27 protein-coding genes and 1 riboswitch are annotated in these 25,289 nt (G+C 70.8%); of the genes, 12 read left to right on the top strand and 15 right to left on the bottom strand.

Annotated features, from left to right (window positions below; translation table 11 throughout):
• Nucleotides 1-23: 23 nt before the first annotated feature.
• Nucleotides 24-491, bottom strand: coding sequence for a thioredoxin-dependent thiol peroxidase (gene bcp / locus LRS74_RS21190; RefSeq protein WP_277742473.1), 468 nt, complete (start codon nt 489-491; stop codon nt 24-26).
• Nucleotides 492-669: 178 nt separating this feature from the next.
• Between bcp and LRS74_RS21185 the strand changes: the two genes are divergently transcribed.
• The 3 genes from LRS74_RS21185 to LRS74_RS21175 all read left to right on the top strand — a co-directional run bounded on the left by LRS74_RS21185 (nt 670) and on the right by LRS74_RS21175 (nt 1,910).
• Nucleotides 670-990, top strand: coding sequence for a DUF3618 domain-containing protein (locus tag LRS74_RS21185; RefSeq protein WP_277742472.1), 321 nt, complete (start codon nt 670-672; stop codon nt 988-990).
• 112 nt (nt 991-1,102) lie between these two features.
• Complete coding sequence (locus LRS74_RS21180; protein ID WP_058046871.1) at nt 1,103-1,405, top strand: co-chaperone GroES; 303 nt, start codon at nt 1,103-1,105, stop codon at nt 1,403-1,405.
• Between the two features lie 88 nt (nt 1,406-1,493).
• A riboswitch (guanidine-III (ykkC-III) riboswitch) is annotated at nt 1,494-1,559 on the top strand.
• A 30-nt stretch (nt 1,560-1,589) separates the two neighbouring features.
• Nucleotides 1,590-1,910: an SMR family transporter gene (locus LRS74_RS21175; RefSeq protein ID WP_144386353.1), complete on the top strand. Its 321-nt coding sequence runs from the start codon at nt 1,590-1,592 to the stop codon at nt 1,908-1,910.
• Nucleotides 1,911-2,043: 133 nt separating this feature from the next.
• Here the strand turns inward: LRS74_RS21175 and LRS74_RS21170 are convergent, their stop codons facing one another.
• Entirely contained in the window at nt 2,044-5,061 is a 3,018-nt protein-coding gene (locus tag LRS74_RS21170) for a transglycosylase domain-containing protein (protein WP_277742471.1), read from the bottom strand.
• A 263-nt stretch (nt 5,062-5,324) separates the two neighbouring features.
• Here LRS74_RS21170 and LRS74_RS21165 point away from each other — a divergent pair, with 263 nt between their 5' ends.
• The 4 genes from LRS74_RS21165 (at nt 5,325) to LRS74_RS21150 (ending at nt 8,877) form a co-directional block, all read left to right on the top strand.
• Nucleotides 5,325-6,125: an ABC-2 family transporter protein gene (locus LRS74_RS21165; protein ID WP_277742470.1), complete on the top strand. Its 801-nt coding sequence runs from the start codon at nt 5,325-5,327 to the stop codon at nt 6,123-6,125.
• 292 nt (nt 6,126-6,417) lie between these two features.
• Nucleotides 6,418-7,182: an ABC transporter permease gene (locus LRS74_RS21160; RefSeq protein ID WP_277744861.1), complete on the top strand. Its 765-nt coding sequence runs from the start codon at nt 6,418-6,420 to the stop codon at nt 7,180-7,182.
• Between the two features lie 45 nt (nt 7,183-7,227).
• Nucleotides 7,228-8,193 carry an ATP-binding cassette domain-containing protein gene (locus LRS74_RS21155; RefSeq protein WP_277742469.1) on the top strand — a complete coding sequence of 322 codons (966 nt, stop codon included), beginning with the start codon at nt 7,228-7,230 and terminating at the stop codon, nt 8,191-8,193.
• A 54-nt stretch (nt 8,194-8,247) separates the two neighbouring features.
• Nucleotides 8,248-8,877 carry a DUF1707 domain-containing protein gene (locus tag LRS74_RS21150; protein WP_277744860.1) on the top strand — a complete coding sequence of 210 codons (630 nt, stop codon included), beginning with the start codon at nt 8,248-8,250 and terminating at the stop codon, nt 8,875-8,877.
• 93 nt (nt 8,878-8,970) lie between these two features.
• On the opposite strand, the gene rph is transcribed toward LRS74_RS21150, so the two are convergent.
• Both rph and LRS74_RS21140 read right to left on the bottom strand, forming a co-directional pair.
• Entirely contained in the window at nt 8,971-9,708 is a 738-nt protein-coding gene (gene rph, locus LRS74_RS21145) for a ribonuclease PH (RefSeq protein ID WP_144386350.1), read from the bottom strand.
• A gap of 101 nt (nt 9,709-9,809) precedes the next feature.
• Complete coding sequence (locus LRS74_RS21140; protein ID WP_277742468.1) at nt 9,810-10,094, bottom strand: PTS glucose/sucrose transporter subunit IIB; 285 nt, start codon at nt 10,092-10,094, stop codon at nt 9,810-9,812.
• Between the two features lie 249 nt (nt 10,095-10,343).
• Here LRS74_RS21140 and LRS74_RS21135 point away from each other — a divergent pair, with 249 nt between their 5' ends.
• Both LRS74_RS21135 and LRS74_RS21130 read left to right on the top strand, forming a co-directional pair.
• Nucleotides 10,344-11,507 (top strand): PTS transporter subunit EIIC, encoded by a 1,164-nt coding sequence (locus LRS74_RS21135; protein ID WP_277744859.1) that lies wholly within the window; start codon nt 10,344-10,346, stop codon nt 11,505-11,507.
• A 245-nt stretch (nt 11,508-11,752) separates the two neighbouring features.
• Nucleotides 11,753-13,012 (top strand): PTS transporter subunit EIIC, encoded by a 1,260-nt coding sequence (locus LRS74_RS21130; protein ID WP_277742467.1) that lies wholly within the window; start codon nt 11,753-11,755, stop codon nt 13,010-13,012.
• A gap of 137 nt (nt 13,013-13,149) precedes the next feature.
• On the opposite strand, the gene LRS74_RS21125 is transcribed toward LRS74_RS21130, so the two are convergent.
• From LRS74_RS21125 to clpS, 8 genes are all read right to left on the bottom strand, one after another.
• Entirely contained in the window at nt 13,150-13,902 is a 753-nt protein-coding gene (locus LRS74_RS21125) for an MBL fold metallo-hydrolase (RefSeq protein ID WP_277742466.1), read from the bottom strand.
• A 306-nt stretch (nt 13,903-14,208) separates the two neighbouring features.
• Nucleotides 14,209-15,159 carry a cysteine synthase gene (locus tag LRS74_RS21120; RefSeq protein WP_277742465.1) on the bottom strand — a complete coding sequence of 317 codons (951 nt, stop codon included), beginning with the start codon at nt 15,157-15,159 and terminating at the stop codon, nt 14,209-14,211.
• Entirely contained in the window at nt 15,159-15,446 is a 288-nt protein-coding gene (locus LRS74_RS21115; RefSeq protein ID WP_277742464.1) for a MoaD/ThiS family protein, read from the bottom strand. The genes LRS74_RS21120 and LRS74_RS21115 overlap by 1 nt, the downstream gene beginning before the upstream one ends.
• Before the next feature lie 107 nt (nt 15,447-15,553).
• A complete protein-coding gene (locus tag LRS74_RS33645) occupies nt 15,554-15,670 on the bottom strand; it encodes a putative leader peptide (RefSeq protein ID WP_313956546.1) in 117 nt (38 codons plus the stop codon).
• A 124-nt stretch (nt 15,671-15,794) separates the two neighbouring features.
• Nucleotides 15,795-16,220: a M67 family metallopeptidase gene (locus LRS74_RS21110; RefSeq protein WP_277742463.1), complete on the bottom strand. Its 426-nt coding sequence runs from the start codon at nt 16,218-16,220 to the stop codon at nt 15,795-15,797.
• 67 nt (nt 16,221-16,287) lie between these two features.
• The gene (locus LRS74_RS21105) at nt 16,288-17,769 is read right to left on the bottom strand and encodes an amino acid permease (RefSeq protein ID WP_277742461.1); all 1,482 of its coding nucleotides are present in this window, start codon (nt 17,767-17,769) and stop codon (nt 16,288-16,290) included.
• 345 nt (nt 17,770-18,114) lie between these two features.
• Nucleotides 18,115-18,768 carry a DUF2017 domain-containing protein gene (locus LRS74_RS21100; protein WP_277742460.1) on the bottom strand — a complete coding sequence of 218 codons (654 nt, stop codon included), beginning with the start codon at nt 18,766-18,768 and terminating at the stop codon, nt 18,115-18,117.
• Nucleotides 18,768-19,070, bottom strand: coding sequence for an ATP-dependent Clp protease adapter ClpS (gene clpS / locus LRS74_RS21095; protein WP_186319288.1), 303 nt, complete (start codon nt 19,068-19,070; stop codon nt 18,768-18,770). Before clpS ends, LRS74_RS21100 begins: the two co-directional genes overlap by 1 nt.
• Before the next feature lie 139 nt (nt 19,071-19,209).
• Here clpS and LRS74_RS21090 point away from each other — a divergent pair, with 139 nt between their 5' ends.
• Nucleotides 19,210-20,538, top strand: a complete 1,329-nt coding sequence (locus LRS74_RS21090; protein ID WP_277742459.1) for a nicotinate phosphoribosyltransferase — start codon at nt 19,210-19,212, stop codon at nt 20,536-20,538.
• Nucleotides 20,539-20,691: 153 nt separating this feature from the next.
• Nucleotides 20,692-21,279 carry an isochorismatase family protein gene (locus tag LRS74_RS21085; RefSeq protein WP_277742458.1) on the top strand — a complete coding sequence of 196 codons (588 nt, stop codon included), beginning with the start codon at nt 20,692-20,694 and terminating at the stop codon, nt 21,277-21,279.
• A 48-nt stretch (nt 21,280-21,327) separates the two neighbouring features.
• Here LRS74_RS21085 and LRS74_RS21080 read toward each other — a convergent pair whose 3' ends face one another.
• Together LRS74_RS21080 and LRS74_RS21075 are read right to left on the bottom strand one after the other, a co-directional pair.
• Nucleotides 21,328-21,669 carry a hypothetical protein gene (locus tag LRS74_RS21080; protein WP_277742457.1) on the bottom strand — a complete coding sequence of 114 codons (342 nt, stop codon included), beginning with the start codon at nt 21,667-21,669 and terminating at the stop codon, nt 21,328-21,330.
• A gap of 123 nt (nt 21,670-21,792) precedes the next feature.
• The gene (locus LRS74_RS21075) at nt 21,793-24,186 is read right to left on the bottom strand and encodes an immune inhibitor A domain-containing protein (protein WP_277742456.1); all 2,394 of its coding nucleotides are present in this window, start codon (nt 24,184-24,186) and stop codon (nt 21,793-21,795) included.
• A gap of 315 nt (nt 24,187-24,501) precedes the next feature.
• Here LRS74_RS21075 and LRS74_RS21070 point away from each other — a divergent pair, with 315 nt between their 5' ends.
• Entirely contained in the window at nt 24,502-24,756 is a 255-nt protein-coding gene (locus LRS74_RS21070) for a hypothetical protein (RefSeq protein ID WP_277742455.1), read from the top strand.
• Between the two features lie 15 nt (nt 24,757-24,771).
• Here LRS74_RS21070 and LRS74_RS21065 read toward each other — a convergent pair whose 3' ends face one another.
• Nucleotides 24,772-25,281 carry an RDD family protein gene (locus tag LRS74_RS21065; protein WP_277742454.1) on the bottom strand — a complete coding sequence of 170 codons (510 nt, stop codon included), beginning with the start codon at nt 25,279-25,281 and terminating at the stop codon, nt 24,772-24,774.
• Nucleotides 25,282-25,289: the final 8 nt, after the last annotated feature.

Here is a 25,289-nt window from a genome sequence, read left to right as displayed (position 1 = left end):
CGGCGGGCAGGCGGGCGTCCTGGCTAGAGCCCCAGGTCCTTGATGATCTTCGCCACGTGGCCGGTCGCCTTCACGTTGTACAGCGCCCGCTCCACCTTGCCCTCCTCGTCCACGACGACGGTGGAACGGATGACGCCGGTCACGGTCTTGCCGTACAGCTTCTTCTCGCCGAAGGCGCCGTACGCCTCCAGCACCGCCTTGTCCGGGTCGCCGAGCAGGGTGACCCCGAGCTTCTCCTTCTCGCGGAACTTCGCCAGCTTCTCCGGCTTGTCGGGCGAGATGCCGATCACGTCGTAGCCGTGGCCGGCGAGGAAGTCCAGGTTGTCGGTGAAGTCGCAGGCCTGCTTGGTGCAGCCGGGGGTGAGCGCCGCCGGGTAGAAGTACACGATCACCTTGCGGCCGGCGTGGTCGGCGAGCGAGACCTGCTTGCCGTCCGCGTCGGGGAGGGTGAAGGCGGGGGCGGTGTCGCCGGGCTTGAGTCGCTCGCTCATGGCTCTCCTCGTCGGGGGTGCACCGGGCACCGATCGTGTCCGGCGGGCGCGCTGCGCCGCACTCCGAGCCTAGCCAGCCGGGCAAACGGGGGTGCTGTGGGGCATGGACGGGACAGAGCTGACAGACTGTCCACCACGGAAAGCTCGGGATCGACGGACTTGTGACGGAGGCAGCGCGGTGGCGGATGGCAGGACCCCTGCGCAGATCGAGGCGGACATCGCCCGCAGGCGGCAGGAGCTCGCCGTGACGCTCGACGAGATCGGCGTCCGGGTGCACCCCAAGACGATCATCGGCGACGCCAAGGCGAAGGCCGCCGAAACGGTGGACCGCACCGCCGGGCGGGCGTACGTGGCCGCGCAGCGCGCGGTCACCCAGGTGCGCGCCCAGTTGGTCGCCGAGGACGGGTCCCCGCGGATGGAGCGGATCGTCCCGGTGGCGCTGCTCGCCGTCGGGGTGATCGGCCTGCTGGTGACCTCCTCGCGGCGCCACGACGCATGAGCGGCGCGCGCCGGGGCACGACCGTGCCCCGCCTGTGGCGCGGCCGTACCCCTCGGACAGGTACGGTCTTCGCGTGAGTACGAACACGTCCCATGACAAGCTGCCCATCCGGATGCTGCACGACCGGGTGCTGGTCCGTACCGACATCCCGGAGGGCGAGCGGCGCTCGTCCGGCGGCATCGTGATTCCGGCCACGGCGGCGGTGGGCCGGCGGCTGGCCTGGGCCGAGGTGGTCGCGGTCGGGCAGAGCGTACGCACCGTGGAGCCGGGCGACCGGGTGCTCTACGACCCGGAGGACCGGGCCGAGGTGGAGGTCCGCGGGGTGGCCTACGTGCTGATGCGGGAGCGCGATCTGCACGCGGTCGCGGCCGAGCGGCTGGAGGGGTCCGAGGACTCCACGGGGCTGTACCTGTAACGGCGCCCGGCACGGCGACGGCGTCCCACGCGGGGCCGACACGCTACGAAACGAGGGTGGTGACCTGGGTCACCACCCTCTTTCATGCCCTTTGCTACGGTCGGAACCATCCCGACGAGACGCGCCGTACCGGGTCAGGCAAAGACGACGCACCCCTGTCGCCCACGCACACGGAGGTGCCGTCATGGCCTGGATCCTGCTCGTCGTCGCCGGACTGCTGGAGGTCGGCTGGTCGGTCGGGATGAAGTACACCGAGGGCTTCACCCGGCTGTGGCCCAGCGTCTTCACCGGTGCCGCGATCGTCGCCAGCATGCTGCTGCTCGCCCAGGCCGCCAGGAGCCTGCCCATCGGCACCGCCTACGGCGTCTGGGTGGGCATCGGCGCCGCCGGCGCCGCGGTGCTCGGCATGACCCTGCTGGGCGAGCCCGCCACCGCCGCCCGGGTCTTCTTCGTCGCTCTGCTGCTGGTGGCCGTGGTCGGCCTCAAGGCGACCTCGGGCCACTGACCCCGCACGCCGGGCCCGTAGCGGGCCGGAGCCGGCACGGGCCGGGGAACCCGTGCCCCGACGGCCCGAGGGCCCGTACACGGCCGAGGGGCCGCCGCCTGTCACCAGGCTGCGGCCCCTCGCGCGTACGGCGCTAGAAGAGCGTCGGATCGGTCCCCGGATCCCCCGGTTCCTCCGTCCCACCGGTGCCGCCCGGCCCGCCCGGGCCCCCGGTACCGCCCGTGGGCGGCAGGGTGGGCGGGGTGAAGGTGGGCAGCTGGGTGGGCAGGGTCGGCGGGGTGAGGGTGGGCTCGATGGTCGGCGGCGTGGTGGGCGCCTCCGTCGTCGGCGGCGCCTCCGTCGTCGGCGGCGCGGTGCTCGGCTCGTCGGTCGGCTCGGTGGTGGTCGTGGCCGGCGGGATCTCCGGCACCGCCGGGCCGCCCTCCACGCTCAGGTCGAACTCCTTGGCCGGCTTCCCCTTCAGGGCGTCGGCGGTGTACGCGGCCCAGATCTGGGCCGGGTAGCCGCCGCCGTTGATGCGCGGCAGGCCCGTCGCCCCGTAGAGCGGCTTCTGGGCGCCGGTGTTGGAGTCCTGGCCCATCACCGCGACCACGGTCGCCAGGTCGGGGGTGAAGCCCGCGAACCAGGCGGCCTTGTCCTCCTCCGCGGTACCGGTCTTGCCCGCCGCCGGACGGCCGGCGGCCTTGGCGTTGTAGCCGGTGCCGCCGGGCGACTCCACGACGCTGCGCAGGATCGAGGTGGTGGCGTCGGCCGCGGAGCGCGGCACGGCCTGGCGGCTCGGGTCGCGGTCCGGCAGCTGGAGCTCCGAGCCGTCCTTGGTGATCTTCGTGACGAGGATGTGTCCGTCGCTCTTGCCGTGGTTGGCCAGGGTGGCGTACGCCTCGGTCATGTCCAGGACGCTGGCGGTGGCGGTGCCGAGCGCGATCGAGGGGTACGGGTTGAGGTCCGGGGTCTTCTCCGGCAGCCCCAGCTCGATCGCGGTCTCCTTGACCTTCTCCGGGCCGACGTCCACCGCCATCTGGGCGTAGACCGAGTTGACGGACTTGTCGGTGGCCTTGGTGACCGTGACCGGCCCGTAGTTGGCGTGGTCCTCGTTCTCCGGGGCGTACCTGCCGCCGCTCCAGCCGACGACCGGGCGCTGGCTGGTGCCGTCGTAGACGGTGTTGGGGGTGATCCGGACGCCGTCCTGGGTGGTGGAGCCGTTCTGCGAGGCCGAGGTGAAGACGAACGGCTTGAAGGTGGAGCCGACCTGGTAGTCACGCCGGGTGGCGTTGTTGACGAACTGCTTGGTGTAGTCGACGCCGCCGTAGAGCGCGACGACCTTGCCGGTCTTCGGGTCGATCGACGCGCCGCCGGCACGCACGTACCGGTCCACCTTGCGGTCCTTGCTGAGCTTGCTCAGCAGCTGGCCCTGGACCGCGTCGACGAAGGCGTTCTGCCGCTTCTTGTCGATGGTGGTGGTGATGCGGTAACCGCCGCGCGCCAGCGTCTGCTCGTCGATGACGCCGTTGCTGATCAGGTAGTCCTGGACGGCCTCGACGAGGTAGCCGCGCTGGCCGGACATGCCGGACTGGGGGCGGAGCTTGCCGGGGGTCGGGAACTTCGCCTTCTCCCGCTCGGCGGAGTCCAGCCAGCCCTCCTTGACCATGCCGTCCATCACGTACGCCCAACGGGCGGTGGCCGCCTTCTTGCTCTGCGGGTGGGCCACCACGTCGTAGGCGCTCGGCGCGTTGAGCAGCGTCGCCAGGTACGCGCCCTCCGCGGTGCTGAGCTTCTCGACGTCCTTGCCGTAGTACGCCTGCGCCGCGGCCTGGATGCCGTACGCGTTCCGGCCGAAGTAGCTGGTGTTGAGGTAGCCCTCGAGGATGTCGTCCTTGCTCACCTCGTTGTCCAGCTTGATGGCGATGAAGAACTCCCTGGCCTTACGGGTGACCGTCTGATCCTGGTCCAGGTAGTAGTTCTTGACGTACTGCTGGGTGATGGTGGAGCCGGACTGCTTGCCCTTGCCGGTGGCGGTGTTCCAGGCGGCGCGGAGCATCGCCGTGGGGTTGACCGCGGACTCGGAGTAGAAGTCCCGGTCCTCGGCGGCCAGCACGGCCTGCTGCACGCTCTTGGGGACCTGGCTGAGCTTGATGTTCTCCCGGTTGACCTTGCCCTGGCGGGCGAGCACGGAGCCGTCCGAGTAGAGATAGACGTTGCTCTGCGCGGTCGCCGCGGCGTTGGCCTTGGGGATGTCGACCAGGAGGTAGCCGGTCACCAGGGCGCCGCCGATGAGCAGCACGATCAGCAGGAAGGTGCCGAGCACCATCCGCCAGGTGGGGACGAGCCGGCGCCAGCCGGTGCGCTTGGGGCGGGTGCGCTTGGCCTTGCCCTTGCCCTTCCCGTCCTTCCCGCTCTTGGAGCTCTTCCCGTCGCTCGCGGCCGGGCCCGCGGCGGCGGCCGCGGAGGCCGCCTCGGCCGTGGCCTGGCCCGCGGAGCCCTGCTTGGCGGCGGGCACGGCGCGGGTGGCGGCGTCCGGGGAGGCGTCGCCGGCCGCGGCGTTCTTGGCGACGGCGGCGTTGAGAGCGTCGAGCGCGCTGGCGTCACCGGCGGAGGGGCCGCCGGCGGGGGGCACCGGGCCGCCCGCGGCGGGCGCGGCCGGGGCGGCGCCGGGCGTCGGCTTCGGGACCCGCGGCGGGGTGGCCGCCGCGGCCGGCTTCGCCCGCGGCGCCGGAGCCCGGCTCGGGGCGGGGGCCTGGTTCGGGGCGGGGGCCTGGTTCGGGGCGGGGGCCTGGTTCGGGGCGGGGGCCTGGGCCGGCTTCGAGGCCGGAGCCTGCGCCTGGGCCTGGGTCGACCTCGGAGCCTGGTTCGGGACGGGCTTCGGAGCCTGGGTCGGGGCCGGGGGCACGGTCGGCTTCGGCGTGCCTCCGGAAGGCCGCTCGCTCATCTCGCCACGTCGCGCACCGGCCGTGCCGGGCCGCTCGCCACCGTCGCTGTCGCCGTGCCGCTCACGCTTCTCGCCGACGGCCTCGCCGCCGCCGGCGGTGGTGCTGTCCTTCCGGGAAGCCCAGGGGGTATCGGAGCGGGAACCAGAGTCGGAGGCGGAACCGGAAGCCTGCTCGCCGCCGTCCTTCGACCGTGGGGGTTCCTGCTTGTGGGGCTCGTCGCTCATGTCTCCTGAGACTCCTCGGCCGCCGCCGGAGGTTCCACGGCGACGGAATGGTGGCGTGTCGGGCGATTAGCGTGGTACGCCCCATAAGACACTGTCGCATCATCCGTTCTGCGACGGTGGTGGTGGAGCCCACCTGTGACAGCTCTGTAACCGGCCAGAAGGGTGAGCTCCATCACTCCCACCGGTGAAATTACCTGGAAGTCCTTCCGACCTTCGCCCTAGGCTCCTGAACTTCGGTGCAGCCCGGAGGGAGGGGCGGTCACATGCGGCTGTACGCGTCCGTCGCGAAGAGCGGGTTCAGACGCTACGCGACGTACCGGATCGCCACCGCGGCAGGGGTGTTCACCAACACCGTCTTCGGTTTCATCTGGGCCTACACCTATACCGCACTGTGGGACCAGCGTCCGCACCTCGGCGGTTACGACGTGTCCCAGGCGATCACCTTCGTCTGGGTCGGACAGGCCCTGCTGGCCACCGCCGCGTTGATGGGCGGCGGCTTCCAGGAGGAACTCCAGGAGCGGATCAGGACCGGCGACATCGCCGTCGACCTCTACCGCCCGGTCGACCTCCAGTTGTGGTGGCTGGCGGGCGATCTGGGCCGGGCGCTCTTCCAACTGCTGGGGCGGGGCGTGGCACCGATGGCCTGCGGGGCACTGGTCTTCGAACTCGCCCTGCCCACCGCCCCGCTCACCTGGCTGGCCTTCCTGCTCTCGGTGACGCTCGGCGTGCTCGTCGGCTTCGCGGTGCGCTACCTCGTCGCGCTCGCCGCGTTCTGGCTGCTCGACGGCTCCGGGCTCAACATGCTCAGCAGCCTGCTCTGCCTCTTCTTCTCCGGGATGATCCTGCCGCTCAACCTCTTCCCCGGCACGCTCGGCGAGATCGCCCGGGCGCTGCCCTGGTCGGCGATGCTCCAGGTCCCCGCCGACGTGCTGCTCGGCCGGCACCGGGGCGCCGGGCTGGCCGAGGCGCTGGCCTTCCAACTCGGGTGGGCGGCGGTACTGCTGGCCGCCGGCCGCGCGCTCCAGTCCCTCGCCACCCGGAAGGTGGTCGTTCAGGGTGGCTGACGACATCCCTCCGCACGAGGGCGCCACGGGCCCGTCCACGGGGCCCGCGCGGGCCGGTGGCGGCGTACTCCCGCACCAGGGCGGAAACGGCCCCCAGACAGCCGCCGGCGGCTTATCCAGGGACGGCGTATCGAGGGGCGGCGTATCCGGGGACGGCGCATCCAGGGACGGCGCATCCGGGGACGGCGCATCCGGGGACGGCGCATCCAGGGACGGCGTATCCGGGGATCGTCGCGGCGGGCGCCTCGACCAGGCGCGACAGGGGCTGCGGGCGTACGGGCTCATCGTGGCGATGTGGGTGCGCTCCACGATGGCCTACCGCACCTCGTTCGTGATCATGACGCTGGGCAATCTGATCGCCAACGCCCTGGACTTCGTCGCGATCACCCTGATGTTCTCGCACGTGGAGGCGCTCGGCGGGTTCTCGCTGGCGGAGGTGGCCTTCTTCTACGGGACCAGCTGCACCGCCTTCGGCCTGGCCGACCTGCTGTTGGGCAACCTGGGCCGGGTGGGCCGGCGGGTGCGGGACGGCACGATGGACAGCCTGCTGGTGCGGCCCGCGCCGATCCTGGCCCAGGTCGCCGCCGACCGCTTCGCGCTGCGCCGGGTGGGCCGGCTCGTCCAGGGCCTGCTGGTGCTGGTCTGGGCGACACCCCGCATCGACGTCGACTGGACCTGGGACCGGCTGCTGCTCCTGCCGCTCATGGTGGTCGGCGGAACGGCCATCTTCGGGGCGGTCTTCGTGGCCGGGGCGGCCTTCCAGTTCTGGGCCAACGACGCCTCCGAGGTGCAGAACTCGTTCACCTACGGCGGCAACGCGCTGCTCCAGTACCCGCCCACCGTCTTCGCCACCGAGCTGCTGCGCGGCGTCACCTTCGTCGTCCCGCTGGCCTTCGTCAACTGGCTGCCCGCGCTGTACATCCTGGACCGGGACGACCCGACGGGCCTGCCGGACTGGGCCGCGTTCGGGGCGCCGCCGGTCGCCGTCGGCTGCTGCGCGCTGGCGGGGTTGGCCTGGCGGGCGGGGCTTCGGGCGTACCGCAGCACGGGCAGCTGAGCGAGGCCGGGAGTGGAGAAGGCACGAGAAAGGAGACGCCGGGACATGTCCGGGCGGGACGGGTTCATCGAACTGGACGGAGTGGAGAAGGTCTTCGTGGTGCGCCGCAGGAAGGGCCTGCTACGGCGCGAGCGACGCGAGGTGCGGGCCGTGGACGGCATCAGCTTCCGGGTGCCGCGTGGCGAGATGGTGGGCTACATCGGCCCCAACGGCGCGGGGAAGTCGACGACCATCAAGATGCTCACCGGCATCCTGGTGCCCAGCGGCGGCCGGCTGCGGGTCGCCGGGGTCGACCCCTCACGCGACCGCTCCCGGCTGGCGCACCGCATCGGCGTGGTCTTCGGGCAGCGCACCACGCTGTGGTGGGACCTGCCGCTGCGCGACTCGTACGCGCTGGTGCGGCGGATGTACCGGATCCCGGACCGCCGCTACCGGGAGAACCTGGAGCGGTGCGTGGAACTGCTGGACCTGGCGGAGCTGTTGGAGGTGCCGGTGCGGCAGCTCTCGCTGGGGCAGCGGATGCGCGGGGACATCGCGGCCGCCCTGCTGCACGACCCCGAGGTGCTCTACCTCGACGAGCCCACCATCGGTCTCGACGTCATCAGCAAGGCGAAGGTGCGGGAGTTCCTGCGGGAGGTGAACACCGAGCGCGGCACGACCGTCCTGCTCACCACCCACGATCTGACCGACATCGAGCAGTTGTGCCGGCGGGTGATGGTCATCGACCACGGCCGGCTGATGTACGACGGCGGGCTCGACGGGCTGCACGCGGTGGGCGAGAGCGAGCGCACGCTGGTGGTCGACCTGGAGCGGGAGCTGCCGCCGATCGACGTGCCGGGCGCCCGCACGGTCCGGGTCGAAGGCCCGCGCCAGTGGCTGGCCTTCCCGGCGACCGGCAGCGCCGCCCCGATCGTCGCGGCGGTCGCGGACGGCTATCCGCTGGTCGACCTGTCGGTGCGCGAGCCCGACATCGAGGCTGTGATCGCTCGGATGTACGCCGGTCCTCGCTAGGCTGCAGACATGACAAGCGCCGCCCCGTCTCCGGAGCCCTCGCACAACCCCGAGATGCGCGCGTCCGACGCGGAACGGGAGCGGGTGGCCGAGGCGCTGCGTGAGGCCGTCGCCGAGGGGCGGCTGGACATGGACGAGTTCACGGAGCGGCTGGACGCCGCCTATCGCGCCCGCACCCACGGCGAGCTGGAGCCGCTGGTCCGGGATCTGCCGGCCCCGGGCACCGTCGCCGCGGTCGCCCGCCCCGCGCCCGCCGTGCCCGCACCGGGCGACCGCGTCGGCGGCCCGCCCAGCTCCAGGCGCGGCATCGCCGTCATGGGCGGCTTCAGCCGCAGGGGCAGGTGGACGGTGGCCCGGCGCTTCACCGCCTTCGCCTTCTGGGGCGGCGGCGAGATCGACCTGCGCGAGGCCCGCTTCGAGGAGCGCGAGGTCGTCATCCGCTGCTTCGCCCTCATGGGCGGCATCGAGGTCACCGTCGACCCCGACGTCGACGTCCGGGTCAACGGCGTGGGCATCATGGGCGGCTTCGACCACAGCGGCTCCGGCCAGGGCATCCCCGACGGCCCCCGCGTCATCGTCACCGGCCTCGCCCTCATGGGCGGCGTCGGCGTGCGACGCAAGCTCCCCCAGGCCGAGCTGAAGCGACTGAAGGGCGAACGCGGGAAACTCGGCCGGGGCGACTGACAACCCCCCGAGGGGCTCCGCGGGTGGTTCCCTCCGCGCCCGGAAAGCACCGGGGCGCCCCGAGCGGTCGGGGCACCCCGGTCGGGGGCGCGGTCAGCCTCGGGTGGCCGCGGCCAGGGCTTCGCGCTGGAGCTCGGTCAGGCGGCCGCAGCCGGCCACCGCCAGGTCGAGGAGGCCGTTGAGCTCGTCGCGGGCGAAGGGCTCGCCCTCGGCGGTGCCCTGGACCTCGACGAAGCGGCCGTCGCCGGTGCAGACGACGTTCATGTCGGTCTCGGCGCGGACGTCCTCCTCGTAGCAGAGGTCGAGGAGCGGGACGCCGTCGACGATGCCGACGCTGACGGCGGCGACGGTGCCGGTCAGCGGCTGCCGGCTGGCCTTGATCAGCTTCTTCTCGCGGGCCCAGGAGACGGCGTCGGCGAGGGCGACGTAGGCGCCGGTGATGGCGGCGGTGCGGGTGCCGCCGTCGGCCTGGAGGACGTCGCAGTCCAGCACGACGGTGTTCTCGCCGAGCGCCTTGTAGTCGATGACGGCGCGCAGCGAGCGGCCGATGAGGCGGGAGATCTCGTGCGTCCTGCCACCGATCTTGCCGCGGACGGACTCGCGGTCGCCGCGGGTGTTGGTGGCGCGCGGGAGCATCGCGTACTCGGCGGTGACCCAGCCCTCACCGCTGCCCTTGCGCCAGCGCGGGACGCCCTCGGTGACGCTGGCGGTGCACAGGACGCGGGTGTCGCCGAAGGAGATGAGGACCGAGCCCTCGGCGTGCTTGCTCCATCCGCGCTGGATGGTCACGTCGCGTAGCTGGTCCGGGGTGCGGCCGTCGATGCGAGACATGGGCATGAGCCTATCGGCTACGCCGAGGGCCCCGTTCCGGTGTGCGGAACGGGGCCCTCGGGTGGCATGGCCTCAGCGGCTCACCGGTGTGGCTCGGCGGCTCACATCATGTCCTCGATCTCGGCGGCTATCGGGTCCGCGTCGGTGCCGATGACGACCTGGATGGCAGTGCCCATCTTCACCACGCCATGGGCGCCGGCGGCCTTCAGAGCGGCCTCGTTGACCAGCGACGCGTCGGCGACCTCGGTGCGGAGGCGGGTGATGCAGCCCTCGATCTCCTCGATGTTGTCGATACCGCCGAGCCCGGCGACGATCTTCTCTGCCTTGCTGGCCATGGCCACTCCTGTTGTTCCGGCCCTTCGGCGACACCGACGAGCGGTTTTCATACGTTAACCACGTTTAGCCCAACTTCGCAGGCGTAGGTGCGCCGCCTGGCGAATGATGGCGATCACCCGGCGCGGCGACCGGGAGAACCCCGGAACACACCAGCGCAGAAGTGGTCTACACCATTATGCGGCATGGCCAGCGACCTCCGCCGGGAGGGCGAGATGAGTTCCTCCAGCGCGACCCCGGCGCCGAGCGCACGGCCCGCCCGGCGCGGCTGGGGGCCGGCCACGCTGGCTGCGCTCCAGAAGATGGGGCGCAGCCTGCAACTGCCGATCGCGGTGCTGCCCGCCGCGGGCATCCTCAACCGGCTCGGCCAGCCTGACGTCTTCGGCGCCGAGGGGCTGGGCTGGAACGACGTGGCCAAGGTCTTCGTCGGCGCGGGCGGCGCGCTGCTGGACCCCTCGCTGGGGCTGCCGCTGCTGTTCTGCGTGGGCGTGGCGATCGGGATGGCGAAGAAGGCCGACGGGTCCACGGCGCTGGCGGCGGTGGCCGGCTTTCTCGTCTACCACAACGTGCTGGCCCAGTTCCCGGGCGACGACGGCGAGCCGCAGAACCCCGGGGTCTTCGGCGGCATCGTGTTGGGCCTGCTCACCGCCCGGGTCTGGCAGCGCTACCACCGCACCAGGCTGGTGGACTGGCTCGGCTTCTTCAACGGCCGCCGGCTGGTCCCGATCCTGATGTCGTTCGCCGGCGTGGTCTTCGCGGTGGTCTGCCTGTGGATCTGGCCGCCGGTCGGAGGCGGGCTGACACACTTCAGCGACTCGCTGACCCGGCTCGGCTCCTGGGGCTCGGGGCTGTTCGGCGTCGCCAACCGGGCGCTGCTGGTGGTCGGGCTCCACCAGTTCCTCAACACCTTCGTCTGGTTCCAGTACGGAAGCTGGACGGCCCCCGACGGGCAGACGTACCAGGGCGACGTCAACCGCTTCCTGCACGGCGACCCGAGCGCCGGCATCTTCACCTCCGGCTTCTTCCCGATCATGATGTTCGCGCTGCCCGCCGCCGCGCTGGCCATCGCGCACTGCGCCCGGCCGGCCCGCCGCAAGGAGGTCGGCGGAATGATGCTCTCGGTCGGGCTGACCTCGCTGGTCACCGGCATCACCGAGCCCATCGAGTACGCCTTCCTCTTCGTCGCCCCGGCGCTGTACGTCATCCACGCGCTGCTCACCGGGGTCTCGATGGCGGTCACCTGGGGACTGGGGGTGCACGACGGTTTCAGCTTCTCGGCGGGACTCATCGACTACGTCATCAACTGGGGGCTGGCCACCAAACCCTGGATGATCATTCCGATCGGCGCATGTTTCGCCGTCGCCTATTACGCGGTCTTCCGCTTTGTGATCACGAAATTCGATCTCCCCACCCCGGGCCGGGAGCCCGACGCCGAGGCGCTGGAAGAGGAGAACACCCGGCGCTGAGCGGGGCGTTCGGACCCTGGGCGACCGACCGGTGGACGGTGGCGGGGCCGCCTCGCCGCGGGCCTCTGTACCCTCGTTCGGGGGCCGGACACCACTGTGGTCCAGTCCACATGGAACGATGGATTCCTTTGGATTCCTTTATCCGAACCTCACGTGCTACAACAGGTCTAAACCACCAAGTGGTGTAGACCATAGAGCGGGCTGTCCCCCTTCCCCCGAGTGCCCGCCTCGCCAGGAGGAATCCGATGAGTACGGCCACCGCCACGGCGGCGCCCGCGCCCGCGAAGAAGAAGTGGGGCTCCGGCCTGATGCAGGGCCTGCAGAAGGTGGGTCGCAGTCTGCAGCTGCCGATCGCCGTCCTGCCCGCCGCCGGCATCCTGCTCCGCCTCGGTCAGAAGGACGTCTTCGGTCCCGACGGCCTGGGCTGGGACAAGGTCGCCTCCGTGTTCTCCACCGCCGGTGACGCGGTCTTCGCCAACCTGCCGCTGCTGTTCTGCGTCGGCGTGGCGATCGGCTTCGCCAAGAAGGCCGACGGCTCCACGGCGCTCGCCGCGCTGGTGGGCTTCCTGGTCTACAAGAACGTGCTGACCGCCTTCCCGGTCACCGAGGCGGTGGTCCAGAAGGGCGCGGACACCCCGGCGACCTACAACGACCCCAAGGTCTTCGGCGGCATCATCATGGGTCTGCTGTCCGCCGTGATCTGGCAGCGATTCCACCGCACCAAGCTGGTCGACTGGCTGGGCTTCTTCAACGGCCGCCGGCTGGTCCCGATCATCATGGCCTTCGTGGGCACCGCCATGGGCGTGCTCTTCGGCCTCGTCTGGGAGCCCGTCGGCGACGTCATCACCGACTTCGGCGAGTGGATGACCGGTCTGGGCGCCGCCGGCGCCGGCGTCTTCGGCCTGGTCAACCGCGCCCTGCTGCCGATCGGCATGCACCAGTTCGTGAACACCGTGGCCTGGCAGGAGATCGGCTCCTTCAAGGACTCCACCGGCGCGGTCTGGCACGGCGACCTGAACCGCTTCTTCCACGGCGACCCGACCGCCGGTCAGTTCATGGGCGGCTTCTTCCCGATCATGATGTTCGCCCTCCCGGCCGCCGCCCTGGCGATCGCGCACTGCGCCCGCCCCGAGCGCCGCAAGGCCGTGCTGGGCATGATGATCTCGCTGGCGCTGACCTCCTTCGTCACCGGCGTCACCGAGCCCATCGAGTTCGCCTTCATGTTCCTCGCCCCGGCGCTCTACGTGGTCCACGCGGTGCTCACCGCCGTCTCCATGACCCTGACCTGGGCCCTGGGCGTGCACCACGGATTCACCTTCTCCGCCGGCGCGATCGACTACTTCCTGAACTGGAACCTCGCCAGCAAGCCATGGATGATCATCCCGATCGGCCTGGTGTTCGCGGCCATCTACTACACGGTCTTCCGCTTCGCGATCCTCAAGTTCAACCTCGCCACCCCGGGCCGTGAGCCCGAGGAGGAGATCGAGGACATCACCAAGGCGTAGGCCGCGGAGCTCCCCGGAGCGCCCCGAGACGGCGAAGGGCCCGGACCACCACCTGACAGGGCGGTCCGGGCCCTTCGCTCGTTCCCCGCACCCCCGTCGGCGCGGGGCCCGCTCATGCCCGTCCGCCGCCGGTGCGGCTACAGCTCGTAGACCGCGCCCGCCTTCGCCAGCTCCACCGGCCCCCGGAAGACCTCCTGCGCGTCCCGCTGGTTGATCTGCGGGTCCGTCCACGGCGGGATGTGGGTCAGCACCAGCGAGCGCACCCCGGCCCGCTCCGCCTGCTCGCCCGCCTGCCGGCCGTTCAGATGCAGCTCGGGGATGTCCTCCTTGCCGTGCGTGAAGGCCGCCTCGCACAGGAAGAGGTCCGCGCCCACGGCCAGCTCGTGCAGGGCCTCGCAGGGCCCGGTGTCCCCGGAGTACACCAGCGTCCGGCCGCCGTGCTCGATACGGAAGCCGTACGCCTCCACCGGGTGGTCCACCCGCGCGACACGCACCGTGAACGGGCCGATCTGGAAGGTGCCCGGCCGCAGCGTCCGGAAGTCGAAGACCTCCCGCATGGACGACGCGTCGGGCACGTCGTGGTACGCCGCCACCAGCCGCGCCTCGGTCGCCTCGGGCCCGTAGACCGGGATCGCCGGGGCCCGCCCGCCGTCGTGCCGGTAGTAGCGGGCCACGAAGTAGCCGCACATGTCGATGAAGTGGTCGGGGTGCAGATGGGAGAGCATCACGGCGTCGAGGTCATAGAGACCGCAGTGACGCTGGAGCTCACCCAGGGCCCCGTTGCCCATGTCGAGGAGCAGCCGGAAGCCGTCGGCCTCGACGAGATAACTCGAACAGGCCGATTCCGCGGACGGGAACGACCCCGAGCATCCGACGACGGTGAGCTTCATGGAGCAGGAACCTCCTTGAGGGGTCCCCATGCCGATGGCCAGGGGCGGATCCGGGGGTCATGCGGTGCCCCGAGAGTAAGCCGCGAATGTGCTGGTCGGCCCTCCGCAGGCCGGGGTTGTGGGGGAAGTCACCGGTTAGGACGCGTCCGGCGCCGCGACCGCGCGCCGCGACGGTGCGGCGCGGCGGAGGCGGTGCGGCGGAGGCGGTGCGGCGGTGCGCCCCGCGACGCGGTGGCGCGGCGGTGCGCCGCGCCACCGCGCGAACCGCCCGGCCCGTCGCACGGGCCGGGCGGAGGCTCCCCGCGGTCAGGCCCAGAGCTGGCCGTGCAGCGTCTCGACCGCCTCTTCGGTGGTGGCCGCGGTGTAGACGCCGGTGGACAGGTACTTCCAGCCACCGTCGGCGACGATGAAGACCACGTCGGCGCTCTCTCCCGCCTTCACCGCCCGGCGGGCCACGCCGAGGGCGGCGTGCAGCGCGGCGCCGGTGGAGACCCCGGCGAAGATGCCCTCCTGGGCCAGCAGTTCGCGCGTGCGGGCCACCGCGTCCTCGCTGCCGACGGAGAAGCGGGAGGTGAGGACGGAGGCGTCGTAGAGCTCCGGGACGAAGCCCTCGTCCAGGTTGCGCAGGCCGTAGACGACGTCGTCGTAGCGGGGCTCGGCGGCGACGATCTGGATGCCCGGGACGTGCTCGCGCAGATAGCGCCCGACGCCCATCAGCGTGCCGGTGGTGCCGAGGCCCGCCACGAAGTGGGTGATGGACGGCAGGTCGGCGAGGATCTCGGGACCGGTGGTGGCGTAGTGCGCCCCCGCGTTGTCCGGGTTGCCGTACTGGTAGAGCATCACCCAGTCCGGGTGCTCGGCCGCCAGCTCCTTGGCGACCCGCACGGCCGTGTTGGAGCCGCCGGCGGCCGGGGAGGGGATGATCTCCGCGCCCCACATCGCGAGCAGCTGGCGCCGCTCCTCGCTGGTGTTCTCCGGCATGACGCACACGATGCGGTAGCCCTTGAGCTTGGCCGCCATGGCGAGCGAGATGCCGGTGTTGCCGCTGGTGGGCTCCAGGATGGTGCAGCCGGGACGCAACCGGCCGTCCTTCTCGGCCTGTTCGATCATATGGAGCGCGGGGCGGTCCTTGATCGAGCCGGTCGGGTTGCGGTCCTCCAGCTTGGCCCAGATCCGGACCTCCGGGGAAGGGGAGAGCCGCGGCAGCCGCACCAGCGGGGTGTTGCCGACCGCGGCCAGCGGACTGTCGTACCGCATTACCGCATTCCGCCGGCGACGGCGGGGAGGATGGTCACGCTGTCGCCGTCCGAGAGCTCGGTGGAGACGCCGGACAGGAAGCGGACGTCCTCGTCGTTGAGGTAGACGTTGACGAAGCGCCGCAGCTCGCCGCCGGCCGCCTCGTCGATCAGCCGGGCCTGGATGCCGGCGTGCCGGGTGTCGAGGTCGGCGAAGAGCTCGGCGAGCGTCGCCCCGTTGCCGACGACCGCCTTCTGGCCGTCGGTGTAGGTGCGGAGGATGGTCGGGATGCGGACCTCGATGGCCATGGAAGGCTCCTGTCGGAGTGCGGAGTGGGAGCGGTCGGCCCGCGGGCCGGTGGCGGGAAGGACAAGCAGTCACGCGGTACGGAGTACCGGGGACGCGCTCGCGGCACTCAGGCCGCGGCGCCCTGGTACCGACACATCGCGCTGGCGAGGCGGCACAGGTCGACGTGCAGCCGCGCCACGAGCAGCATGCCCGGCGTCTTCTCGCTCACGTCAAACGAAACCATGCGGTCATCGTATCGATTCCCGTTCACCCGACCGGAGGGACGTCCCGGAATGCGGACGGCTTTCGACCGTTCCGCGAGACGGTAGGGCGGGTGGGCCGCCCACGGCGGCACGGGCTCGTACGCCTCAGTACTCCTTGACGACCTCCACCGCCTCCTCGGTGACCTCGCCGTTCACGATCCGGAAGGAGCGGAACTGCACCGGGCCCTCCTCGTTGCCGCAGTCGGCCGTGGACACCAGCACATAGTGGGCGCTGGGCTCGTTGGCGTAGGAGATGTCGGTGCGCGAGGGGTAGGCCTCGGTGGCCGTGTGCGAGTGGTAGATGACCACCGGCTCCTCGTCCCGGTCGTCCATCTCGCGGTAGAGGTGCAGCAGGTCGGTCGAGTCGAACTCGTAGAACGTGGGCGAGCGGGCCGCGTTGAGCATCGGGATGAACCGCTCGGGCCGGTCGCTCCGGGCCGGCCCGGCGACCACGCCGCAGGCCTCGTCGGGGTGGTCGGCACGGGCATGCGCGACGATCTGGTCGCGAAGCGCCTGGGTGATGGTCAGCATGGCCAAAGAATAAGAGGCAGGCTCCGGATCTGAGATCCGGAGCCCGCCTACCGAGATGCGAACCGGGTTACTTGCCCGGCGTGGCGTCCTGCGGCTCGCCCGCGACGGCCGGCTGCGCCTGCCGCTGGCCGAGCTGCGGGTTGGCGCGGCGCAGCAGGACCCAGCCGACGGCCAGGGCCACGGCCCAGACGGCGCCGACGTACAGGGAGACCCGGCTGTCCTTGTCGTAGGCGATCATGCCGGTGACGCAGACCAGGAAGATGAAGGCGACCCAGCTGAAGATCGCGCCACCGGGGGCGGGGAAGGACGAGGCCGGGAGCCGGCCCGCCCGGACCGCGGAGCGGTAGCGGATGTGGCTGAGCAGGATCATCATCCAGGTCCAGATGCCGGAGGCGGTGGCGACCGAGACGACGTAGGTGAACGCCTTCTCCGGGACGACGTAGTTCAGGACCACGCCGATGCCCATGAGGATGACCGAGACGGTGATGCCGACGGCCGGGGTCTTGCGGGCGTTGAGCTTGCCGAAGACCTTCGGGGCCTCGAAGTTGTTGGCCAGGTCGCGCAGCATGCGGCCGGTGGAGTACATGCCGGAGTTGCAGGACGACAGGGCCGCGGTGAGGACCACGAAGTTGATGATGCCCGCGGCGAGCGGGATGCCCATCTTCTCGAAGCCGTGCACGAAGGGGCTCTGGCCGGCGGAGAACTCGGTCCACTTGACGACCGCGAGCAGGACCGCCAGGGCGCCGACGTAGAAGACGATGATGCGCCAGGGCAGGGTGTTGATCGCCTTGGGCAGGGTCTCCTTGGGGTTCTCCGACTCGCCCGCGGTGACGCCGACGAGCTCGACCGCCAGGTAGGCGAACATGACGCCCTGCAGGGTCATCAGGCTGTCGCCGATGCCGTTGGGGAACATGCCGCCGTGCGACCAGAGGTTGGACGGGGTGGCGGTGTCGCCGGCGTCCGAGAAGCCCAGCGTGAGCACGCCCAGGCCGATGACGATCATGCCGATGATCGCGGTGACCTTGACCATCGAGAACCAGAACTCGACCTCACCGAAGATCTTCACCGAGATCAGGTTGACGCCGAAGAGCACCACCAGGAAGACCAGTGCGCTCACCCATTGCGGGATGTCCGGGAACCAGAAGTGGATGTAGATCGCGGCGGCGGTGAGCTCCGCCATGCCGGTCACGATCCACATCAGCCAGTAGGTCCAGCCGGTGACATAGCCGAAGAACGGGCCGAGGAACTCACGGGCGTACTCCGAGAAGGAGCCCGAGACCGGCCGGTAGAGGAGCAGCTCGCCGAGCGCTCGCATGATGAAGAAGATGATGACGCCCGCGAGGGCGTACATGAGGATGATGCTGGGGCCCGCCTTGGCGATGTTCGCCCCGGCCCCCATGAAGAGGCCGACGCCGATGGCGCCGCCGATGGCGATCATCTGGACCTGGCGGCTGCCAAGCCCCCGCTCGTAGCCCTCCTCAGGCGTACTGCCCGCGGCCCCATTGCCGGTGGCGTCGTCTTCGTGTCGCGCGACCTGCACTGAGGTCATGTGTGTGCGCCTTTCTCCATGCCGACCCGGCCCTAAGGCTCGGATCGGGTCCCGATCCCCCCGGATGGATGGAGTGCTTCCGGCGATCCGCCGGTCCTAGCGCCCCCGCGAAACAGGGGTGGCGTCTCGCAGGCGGTCGTGAAGATTTATCACGCCTGCAACACTGATCCGGATGGGGGGTTGTGGTGCACACCACAAGAAAAAGCGGACAAACGTTCCATGAGTCAGCGAAAAGGGTAGGCCAGGTGACAGGATCGTTATTCGGACTTGAGACTCCCCTGAGAGGACACCTGTCTCACATGTCCAAAATTCGCCTGTTATCGAGCGATATAACTCATGCCCAACTCATGTCATGAGTGTTTCTACGAGTGACTCCTGCAAGCCGCCGAGCCAACGGTACGCCAAGGCGATCGGCTTGCGTGGGTCGGCCTCCGGTAGCAACAGGTCCGAGCCGTCGTCCTCGTCCGTGACCTCCAGCCGGGTGCCGATGGCCAGCCGCAGGTCGTTGAGCGCGCCCAGCCAGCGCCTGCTCTCGTCCGGGTCCAGCTCCAGCACCGCCTCGCCCCCGGCGAGCGCGACGCCGTCCGCGGAGCCCGGCCCGCCGTGGGTCAGCCCGTCCAGCGCCCGGACGACGGCGAGGGCGTCATCGCGCTTGCGGGCCCGCAGGTCGTTCTCGGTGTAGCGGCGGAACTCGGCCGAGGCGATCCGCGCCTCCTCCAGCGCCTTGCGGGCCTCCGGGTCGTCCCCCTCCGCCACGCCGGCCAGCTCCGGGCCGCCATAGGCGTCCGGGAACAGCCGGGCCAGGGCGGGGTCCGTGGGCGGCTCGCTGGGCCCCTCGGCGAAGAGGGCGGCCAGCGGGTCGTCGCCCGCCACCGGCTGCTCACCGGGGCCGATCAGCTCCAGCAACTGCACGGCGAGACTGCGCAGAATGGAGATCTGGACCTCGTCCAGGGCGATGGCCGCCCCGCCGCCGGGCAGCGGCTCGAAGTAGCCCGTCATCAGCGGTCCTGCTGGAGGGTGGCCCAGAGTCCGTACCCGTGCATCGCCTGCACGTCGCGCTCCATCTCCTCGCGGCTCCCGCTGGAGACGATCGCACGGCCCTTGTGGTGGACGTCGAGCATCAGTCGGTGCGCCTTGTCCTTGGGATAGCCGAAGTACGCCTGGAAGACGTATGTCACATAGCTCATGAGGTTCACCGGGTCGTTGTGGACCACCGTGACCCAGGGAACGTCGGGTTCGGGTACGGCGGCAGCCGCCTCGCTCGACTCGGGACGCTCGATCTCCACCGGTGCGACACTCACGGTTCCATGCTGCCACCAGGGGGTGGTCGTCGCACAAACGGGGCCCCGGAACACCCGCGCCACAGAACGGGAACGCCCGTGCGACGGAAGGCGATCCAATCTCGTCACTTTGACGAGATTGGGAGTAACATCAACGACCATGAACACTGCGGACCTGGGGCTGCCGGTGGCCGTCCCCTCGACGGCGCTCTTCACCGACCGGTACGAACTGACGATGCTGCAGGCCGCGCTGCGGGCCGGCACCGCCGACCGGCCCTCCGTCTTCGAGGTCTTCACCCGCCGCCTCCCCGAGGGCCGTCGCTACGGCGTCGTCGGCGGCACCGGCCGGGTGCTGGACGCCGTGGAGAACTTCCGCTTCGACAGCGGCGTCCTGGACTTCCTCGCCGCGCAGCGGATCGTCGACGAACCCACCCTCGCCTGGCTGGCCGACTACCGCTTCCGCGGCGACATCTGGGGCTACCCCGAAGGCGAGGTCTACTTCCCCGGCTCCCCCGTCCTGCGCGTGGAGGGCACCTTCGCCGAGGCGGTGCTGCTGGAGACGGTGGTCCTGTCCATCCTCAACCACGACTCCGCGGTGGCCGCCGCCGCGTCCCGGATGGCCGTCGCCGCCGGCGACCGGCCGCTGATCGAGATGGGCGCCCGGCGCACCCACGAGCTGGCCGCGGTGGCCGCCGCCCGCGCCGCCTACGTGGGCGGCTTCGCCTCCACCTCCGACCTCGCCGCCGGCTTCCGCTACAACATCCCGACGGTGGGCACCAGCGCCCACGCCTTCACCCTGCTGCACGACAGCGAGCGGGACGCCTTCACCGCGCAGGTCGCCTCGCTGGGCAAGGGCACCACGCTGCTGGTCGACACCTACGACGTCGCCGAGGCGGTCCGCACCGCCGTCGACCTCGCCGGACCCGACCTGGGCGCGGTGCGCATCGACTCCGGGGACCTGCTGCTGCTCGCGCACCGGGTGCGCCACCAGCTGGACGACCTCGGCGCCGAGAACACCAGGATCGTGGTCACCAGCGATCTGGACGAGTACGCGATCGCCTCGCTGGCGGCCGCGCCGGTCAACGCGTACGGGGTCGGCACCCAGCTGGTCACCGGCAGCGGCCACCCCACCTGCGCCATGGTCTACAAGCTGGTCGCGCGGGCCGGCGGCAGCGGGCCGGACGTGCCCCTGGAGCCGGTGGCGAAGAAGTCGCTGGGTGGCAAGACCTCCATCGGCGGCCGCAAGTGGGCCGCGCGGCGGCTGGACGCGGACGGCGTGGCCGAGGCGGAGGTGATCGGCTCCGGCCCGGTCCCGGACGAGCTCGTGGACCGGCAGCTGCTGGTGGAGCTGGTGCGGGGCGGGAAGATCGTCGGCCGTGAGCCCCTGGACGCGGCCCGGGACCGGCACATCGCGGCGCGGGCGGGGCTGCCGATGTCGGCGACCCAGCTCTCCCGGGGCGAGCCGGTGCTGCCCACCGAGTACCTGTGAGGCGGGCCCGGCGATGGTGAAGCCCGCGTCCCCGCTGCCCACTCCCGGATCCTCCCGGGAATGTATACCCTCAGTTACACCCGCCGCGGACACGTCCGTCACGGGCCGCGCCGCGCCCCGGTCCTGTCCGCCCGCAGTCGGAAGGCAGGCGTCATGCATCGCGCTCTGATCGTCGTCGACGTGCAGAACGACTTCTGTGAGGGCGGCAGCCTCGCGGTGGCCGGCGGCGCCGACGTCGCCGCCGCCATCACCGACCTGATCGCGGCGACCACTCCCGGTTACCGGCACATCGTGGCCACCCGCGACCACCACATCGCCCCCGGCGACCACTTCTCCGACCAGCCCGACTACGTGCACAGCTGGCCGGCGCACTGCGTGGCCGGCACCGAGGGCAGCGGCTTCCATCCCAACTTCGCGCCCGCCATCGCCTCCGGCGCCATCGAGGCCGTCTTCGACAAGGGCGCCTACACAGCCGCCTACAGCGGCTTCGAGGGCGCCGACGAGAACGGCACCCCGCTCGCCGACTGGCTGCGGGCGCGCGAGGTGACCGAGGTCGACGTGGTCGGCATCGCCACCGACCACTGCGTCCGCGCCACGGCGCTGGACGCCCGGCGCGAGGGCTTCACCACCCAGGTGCTGCTCGACCTGACCGCCGGCGTGGCGGAGGAGACGACCGAGCGGGCCCTGGAGGACCTCCGGGCGGCCGGCGTCGAGCTGTCCGGCAAGCCGGTGGTGGGCTGACGCCGCGGGTCGGCGGCCCGGGCCGCCGACCCATCCCCCAAAGACGTCTCAGCCGCCGCAGGCCGGGGTCGTGGCCGGCGGCCGGAGCAGGGCCCGGATGGGGTGCCACAGCTCGCTGTCGTCCTCGGGGGCCGCGCGCCAGACCAGCCCGTCAGGGTGGTGCAGCACCGCGGTCACCTCGTCCGGTGTCGGCGGTTCGGTGTTCCCGCGCAGGTACACGGCGCGCAGCCCCAGATTGCGCAGCCTGGTCAGGGCGCGCTGGCGGTTGGCGGCGTGGACCAGGATCCGGACTCGGGAGCCCGCCGAGACGCCCGCTACCTGCGGGCGTGGCAGCGACAGCGCGACGACCACGCTGCCGCCCGGGAGGCGGGTGAAACCTCCGTCGGCCAATGCCTTCATCTCCCCCGTGAGACGTCGTGTCAATAACAAGGTCGTAGGAGCATCTATAACGCGAACGGCCGCCGCCCGCTAGTGGGCGACGGCCGCTACCGCTTTGACCTGCAATGACGCTGTTTACCTGGTGGACGGACCCACCTGGAGGGTGACCCAGGAGCCGTGCCGCGGCTGCTTGACGATCTTGATCTGGGTGTTGGTGTCAGTAACCCGGACGCCACCGGTCGGGTTGCTGTCGTACCAGTAGACGCCCTTGTGATCGTCGAAGACGGGGACGCCCGGCTTGGACTTGATCACCGTCGGGACGCCCTTCTTGTGGACGGTGTAGCCGCCGGCGCGGTACCGGCTGAAGGGCGAGTCGTACGCCTGGAAGCGGTTCTTCATCAGCGTGCCGTCCGCCCACTTCTCCGGGGTGGCGTGCGCGTCGACCGGCAGGATCAGACCGCGACCCGGGTGCAGACCGACGTTGTTGTCCCGCTGCGAGGTGTCCCACTGCCAGATCAACAGGCCGCGCTGGTAGGGGTAGTGCTCCACCCACCGCGGCCTGTCGGCCCAACCGAAGTTGTACGGACCGACCTTGAGGGTCTTGTCGTACGACACGTACTGGCGGTTCTCGGCGATGTAGTACTGCGGGTAGTCCTTGGTGAAGGAGGCGCCGACGCGCGAGAAGCCCTTCACCGCCCAGCCGTTGTCGCCTCCCTCGGCGCCGTCGGTGAACAGCGGCGCGCCGTCCGCGGTCAGCGTCAGGGCGTCTGCGGTGAAGCCCTTGCCCGAGGTGCCGCCGTCGGTCTGGTAGCGGAAGCGCAGGCCGATCTTCTTGCCGGTGTAGGCGTCCAGCGGGTAGGAGAGGGACTTGTACGCGCCGGAGACGCCGGTCAGCGCCGGCTTGTCACCGCCGTCGCGCGGGATGGCCTTGCCGTCCACGGTGCCGTCGATCGGGGTCCAGCTGGCGCCGTCGTCGGTGGACACCTCGGTGTAGAGGTAGTCGTAGTTGGCCTCGATGTCCCACCAGCCCTTGAGGTCCAGGGACGCCTTGGACCTGCCCGTCAGGTCGACGGTGCGGGTGAGGGTGTTCTTCAGGTCGTCACCCTGGCCGCCCCACCACTGCGTCTCGCCCTCGGCGGGCTTGACGATCTCGGTGGTCACGGACTTGGCGGGCAGCTCGACCACCAGGGCCTGCTTGCGCTTGGTGTTGTACTCGGCCACGCCCAGCGTGTGCCGGGACTTCTCGCCGGCCTTGGCGGTGTCGTAGTCGAGCCAGCCCAGTTGGAGCTTGTCCCAGGCGTTCATGTCGCCGGGCAGGTCGCCGATGGAGTCCTTGCCCCGGCCCAGCCAGGAGCCGGAGGACATCAGCGACCAGTACGCCACCGAGGACTCGCCCTTGCCGGTGGTGTCGTACTCGTCCGGCAGGCCCAGGTCGTGGCCGTACTCGTGCGCGAAGACGCCGAGGCCGCCGTTCTCCGGCTGCATGGTGTAGTCGCCGACCCAGATGCCGGTGTCGCCGATCTCCGTCCCGCCGGCCTTGTTGGCGGCCGGCCCGGTCTTGCCGGCGTCGGAGCCGTAGGCGTACCAGCGGTGCGCCCAGATGGCGGTCTTCCCCTGCTTGCCGCCGCCCGCGGACTCGTCCTCGCCGGCGTGCACGATCTGGAAGTGATCGATGTAGCCGTCGGGCTCGTTGAAGTTGCCGTCGCCGTCGAAGTCGTTACGGTCCCACAGGTCGTACTGCGCCAGATCCCCCTTGATCTGGGCGTCGGTACGGCCGGCAGCCTTCTGGTCCGCCACCCACTGGTTGACGGCGTCGCGCACCAGGTCCCAGGCGTTGTGGCAGTTGGTGTCGCCGCAGTAGTTGGAGCCGTAACGGGCCTCGTTCCACTGCACCTTGACCCAGTCCGAGACCGTGCCCTCGACGGAGTAGCGGCCCGAGGACTGCTTCTCGTAGTACTTCTTCAGCGACTCCTTGCCCTTCGCCTTGGAGAAGTACAGGTCCTGGAAGTGCTGCCGGCTGTAGTCCTTCTGCCAGGCGGTGCTGTTGTCCTTGGTGCGGTCCGGCTGCTCGATGGTGTTGTGCGCCGGGCCCGGCTCGCCGCCGTACTTCTTCACCGGCGGCTCCGGCCCGTCGGGGCCGTCAGGGTCGTACATGGCGGTGTCGTCGACCTTGTCGCCGAACTCGGCCAGGATGGTGAAGATCTTGTCGGTCTTCTCCCGGGCGAGCTCGACGTACTTCCCCTTGCCGAGCTTGACGACCTGTGAGGCGCCGCGCTTCACCGGCTCCTTGTCGCCGGATATCACCTGCCGCAGCGCGGCCTCGCGGAGCGCCTCCCGCTCCTTGCTGAACGGCCCCGCCAGGTCGTGATCCACGTCCTGTCCGGGAGCCGCCGGGTCATGGCGCTCGATCCGCGACGCGGACGGGCGCTCGTCGGCCTGCGCGAGGCCGGTGGTCAGGGTCGCCGCCCCCAATGCGGCGACCACGGTGGCTATGGCGGCCGATCTTGCGGCCCTCCGTTGCCTGTTCACTTGTCTGGCCCTCCCCAGTCAAATATGTGTCGGTATTTGACCGGAGTGAAAACTGAAAAGACAGACCTTGACATGAACAGGTGGAGCCAGTATGCCCGGCACCCTCGGATGATCGGACGGCGGACACCAACAGGCGCACTCGCGGGGCCGGTTGAGGTGCGCAGCGACCCCGCGCGCTCCCCGTGCGACGGGGCGTGGGTTAGGTCACGCTTACCAAGCGTTCCGCGGGGGCATGCAGGACCGTAGAGTCATGGTGCGGTTGCGCGCCGTCGCGACTCTCTCCCTGAATATCGATGCCTTGAGGACGGTCTCGCCATGCCGCGTCCGACTCCTGCACAGCTCGCCTATGGTTCGGCCACCGTCGTTCTGTCGACCCTTGCCATGCTGCTGTTGTCCGAGACGCGATCGGGTCTGGGCATTGCCCTGATCGCTCTGGCATCGCTCGCGCTCGGACTTCTCATCGCGCTGACCGTGCCGATGCCGCGTGCCTACCACCGGCCCAGCCGCACCGTCGCCGCCGGCCGCCCGTCGGCCCCGGCCCAGCCGCGCCAGCACTCCCTGCGCGGCTGACCCCGACCGCTCCGTTCACCAGGCCGATACGACGACCGTCTTCGCCGCCTTGTCGTGCAGGCACTGTCGGTACGGCCGGTCCCGCAGCTGCCACACCGAGTTGACCACCCAGAACACGGTGCCGACCAGCAGCGGGTAGAGGATCCCCGGCAGCGCGTAGACCGCGGCCCGGGTCCAGCCATGGCGGCCGGGGATGTTCCCGTCCGCGAGCATCGCCACGCGGACGCGCAGCGCCTTCTTGCCCAGCGTCTGACCGCTGCGGGCCAGCATCGCGCCCTCGTACGCGAAGTAGAGGGTGAAGGTCAGCACCACCGAGACCAGCACCTTGGGCAGGTCGTACTCGCCGGGGTTCTCCAGCGTGTACTCCAGCGCGCCGGTGGCGCTGAGCATCAGTGTCCACACGACGCCCAGCACCACCGTGTCGATCAGCCGGGCCAGGAAGCGCTGGCCGGTGGTGGCCAGCGGCGGCATGCCCACCGGGAAGACGGGCGGGGCGTACGGGGAGGGCGGCTGGTGGATGCTCATGCCCCCGA

Source organism: Streptomyces sp. LX-29, from assembly GCF_029541745.1.
Lineage (GTDB): Bacteria > Actinomycetota > Actinomycetes > Streptomycetales > Streptomycetaceae > Streptomyces.
The sequence above is the reverse complement of the archived record's forward strand: the minus strand, read 5'-3'. Positions and strand labels throughout refer to the sequence as shown.

What these genes read in the sequence shown, in the direction of transcription:
- bcp (WP_277742473.1), bottom strand. Translation starts at nt 491, where the DNA reads ATGAGCGAGCGACTCAAGCCCGGCGACACCGCCCCCGCCTTCACCCTC.
- LRS74_RS21180 (WP_058046871.1), top strand. Translation starts at nt 1,103, where the DNA reads ATGCTGCACGACCGGGTGCTGGTCCGTACCGACATCCCGGAGGGCGAG.
- LRS74_RS21175 (WP_144386353.1), top strand. Translation starts at nt 1,590, where the DNA reads ATGGCCTGGATCCTGCTCGTCGTCGCCGGACTGCTGGAGGTCGGCTGG.
- LRS74_RS21170 (WP_277742471.1), bottom strand. Translation starts at nt 5,061, where the DNA reads ATGAGCGACGAGCCCCACAAGCAGGAACCCCCACGGTCGAAGGACGGC.
- LRS74_RS21165 (WP_277742470.1), top strand. Translation starts at nt 5,325, where the DNA reads ATGCGGCTGTACGCGTCCGTCGCGAAGAGCGGGTTCAGACGCTACGCG.
- LRS74_RS21160 (WP_277744861.1), top strand. Translation starts at nt 6,418, where the DNA reads ATGTGGGTGCGCTCCACGATGGCCTACCGCACCTCGTTCGTGATCATG.
- LRS74_RS21155 (WP_277742469.1), top strand. Translation starts at nt 7,228, where the DNA reads ATGTCCGGGCGGGACGGGTTCATCGAACTGGACGGAGTGGAGAAGGTC.
- LRS74_RS21150 (WP_277744860.1), top strand. Translation starts at nt 8,248, where the DNA reads ATGCGCGCGTCCGACGCGGAACGGGAGCGGGTGGCCGAGGCGCTGCGT.
- rph (WP_144386350.1), bottom strand. Translation starts at nt 9,708, where the DNA reads ATGTCTCGCATCGACGGCCGCACCCCGGACCAGCTACGCGACGTGACC.
- LRS74_RS21140 (WP_277742468.1), bottom strand. Translation starts at nt 10,094, where the DNA reads ATGAAAACCGCTCGTCGGTGTCGCCGAAGGGCCGGAACAACAGGAGTG.
- LRS74_RS21135 (WP_277744859.1), top strand. Translation starts at nt 10,344, where the DNA reads ATGGGGCGCAGCCTGCAACTGCCGATCGCGGTGCTGCCCGCCGCGGGC.
- LRS74_RS21130 (WP_277742467.1), top strand. Translation starts at nt 11,753, where the DNA reads ATGAGTACGGCCACCGCCACGGCGGCGCCCGCGCCCGCGAAGAAGAAG.
- LRS74_RS21125 (WP_277742466.1), bottom strand. Translation starts at nt 13,902, where the DNA reads ATGAAGCTCACCGTCGTCGGATGCTCGGGGTCGTTCCCGTCCGCGGAA.
- LRS74_RS21120 (WP_277742465.1), bottom strand. Translation starts at nt 15,159, where the DNA reads ATGCGGTACGACAGTCCGCTGGCCGCGGTCGGCAACACCCCGCTGGTG.
- LRS74_RS21115 (WP_277742464.1), bottom strand. Translation starts at nt 15,446, where the DNA reads ATGGCCATCGAGGTCCGCATCCCGACCATCCTCCGCACCTACACCGAC.
- LRS74_RS33645 (WP_313956546.1), bottom strand. Translation starts at nt 15,670, where the DNA reads ATGGTTTCGTTTGACGTGAGCGAGAAGACGCCGGGCATGCTGCTCGTG.
- LRS74_RS21110 (WP_277742463.1), bottom strand. Translation starts at nt 16,220, where the DNA reads ATGCTGACCATCACCCAGGCGCTTCGCGACCAGATCGTCGCGCATGCC.
- LRS74_RS21105 (WP_277742461.1), bottom strand. Translation starts at nt 17,769, where the DNA reads ATGACCTCAGTGCAGGTCGCGCGACACGAAGACGACGCCACCGGCAAT.
- LRS74_RS21100 (WP_277742460.1), bottom strand. Translation starts at nt 18,768, where the DNA reads ATGACGGGCTACTTCGAGCCGCTGCCCGGCGGCGGGGCGGCCATCGCC.
- LRS74_RS21090 (WP_277742459.1), top strand. Translation starts at nt 19,210, where the DNA reads ATGAACACTGCGGACCTGGGGCTGCCGGTGGCCGTCCCCTCGACGGCG.
- LRS74_RS21085 (WP_277742458.1), top strand. Translation starts at nt 20,692, where the DNA reads ATGCATCGCGCTCTGATCGTCGTCGACGTGCAGAACGACTTCTGTGAG.
- LRS74_RS21070 (WP_277742455.1), top strand. Translation starts at nt 24,502, where the DNA reads ATGCCGCGTCCGACTCCTGCACAGCTCGCCTATGGTTCGGCCACCGTC.
- LRS74_RS21065 (WP_277742454.1), bottom strand. Translation starts at nt 25,281, where the DNA reads ATGAGCATCCACCAGCCGCCCTCCCCGTACGCCCCGCCCGTCTTCCCG.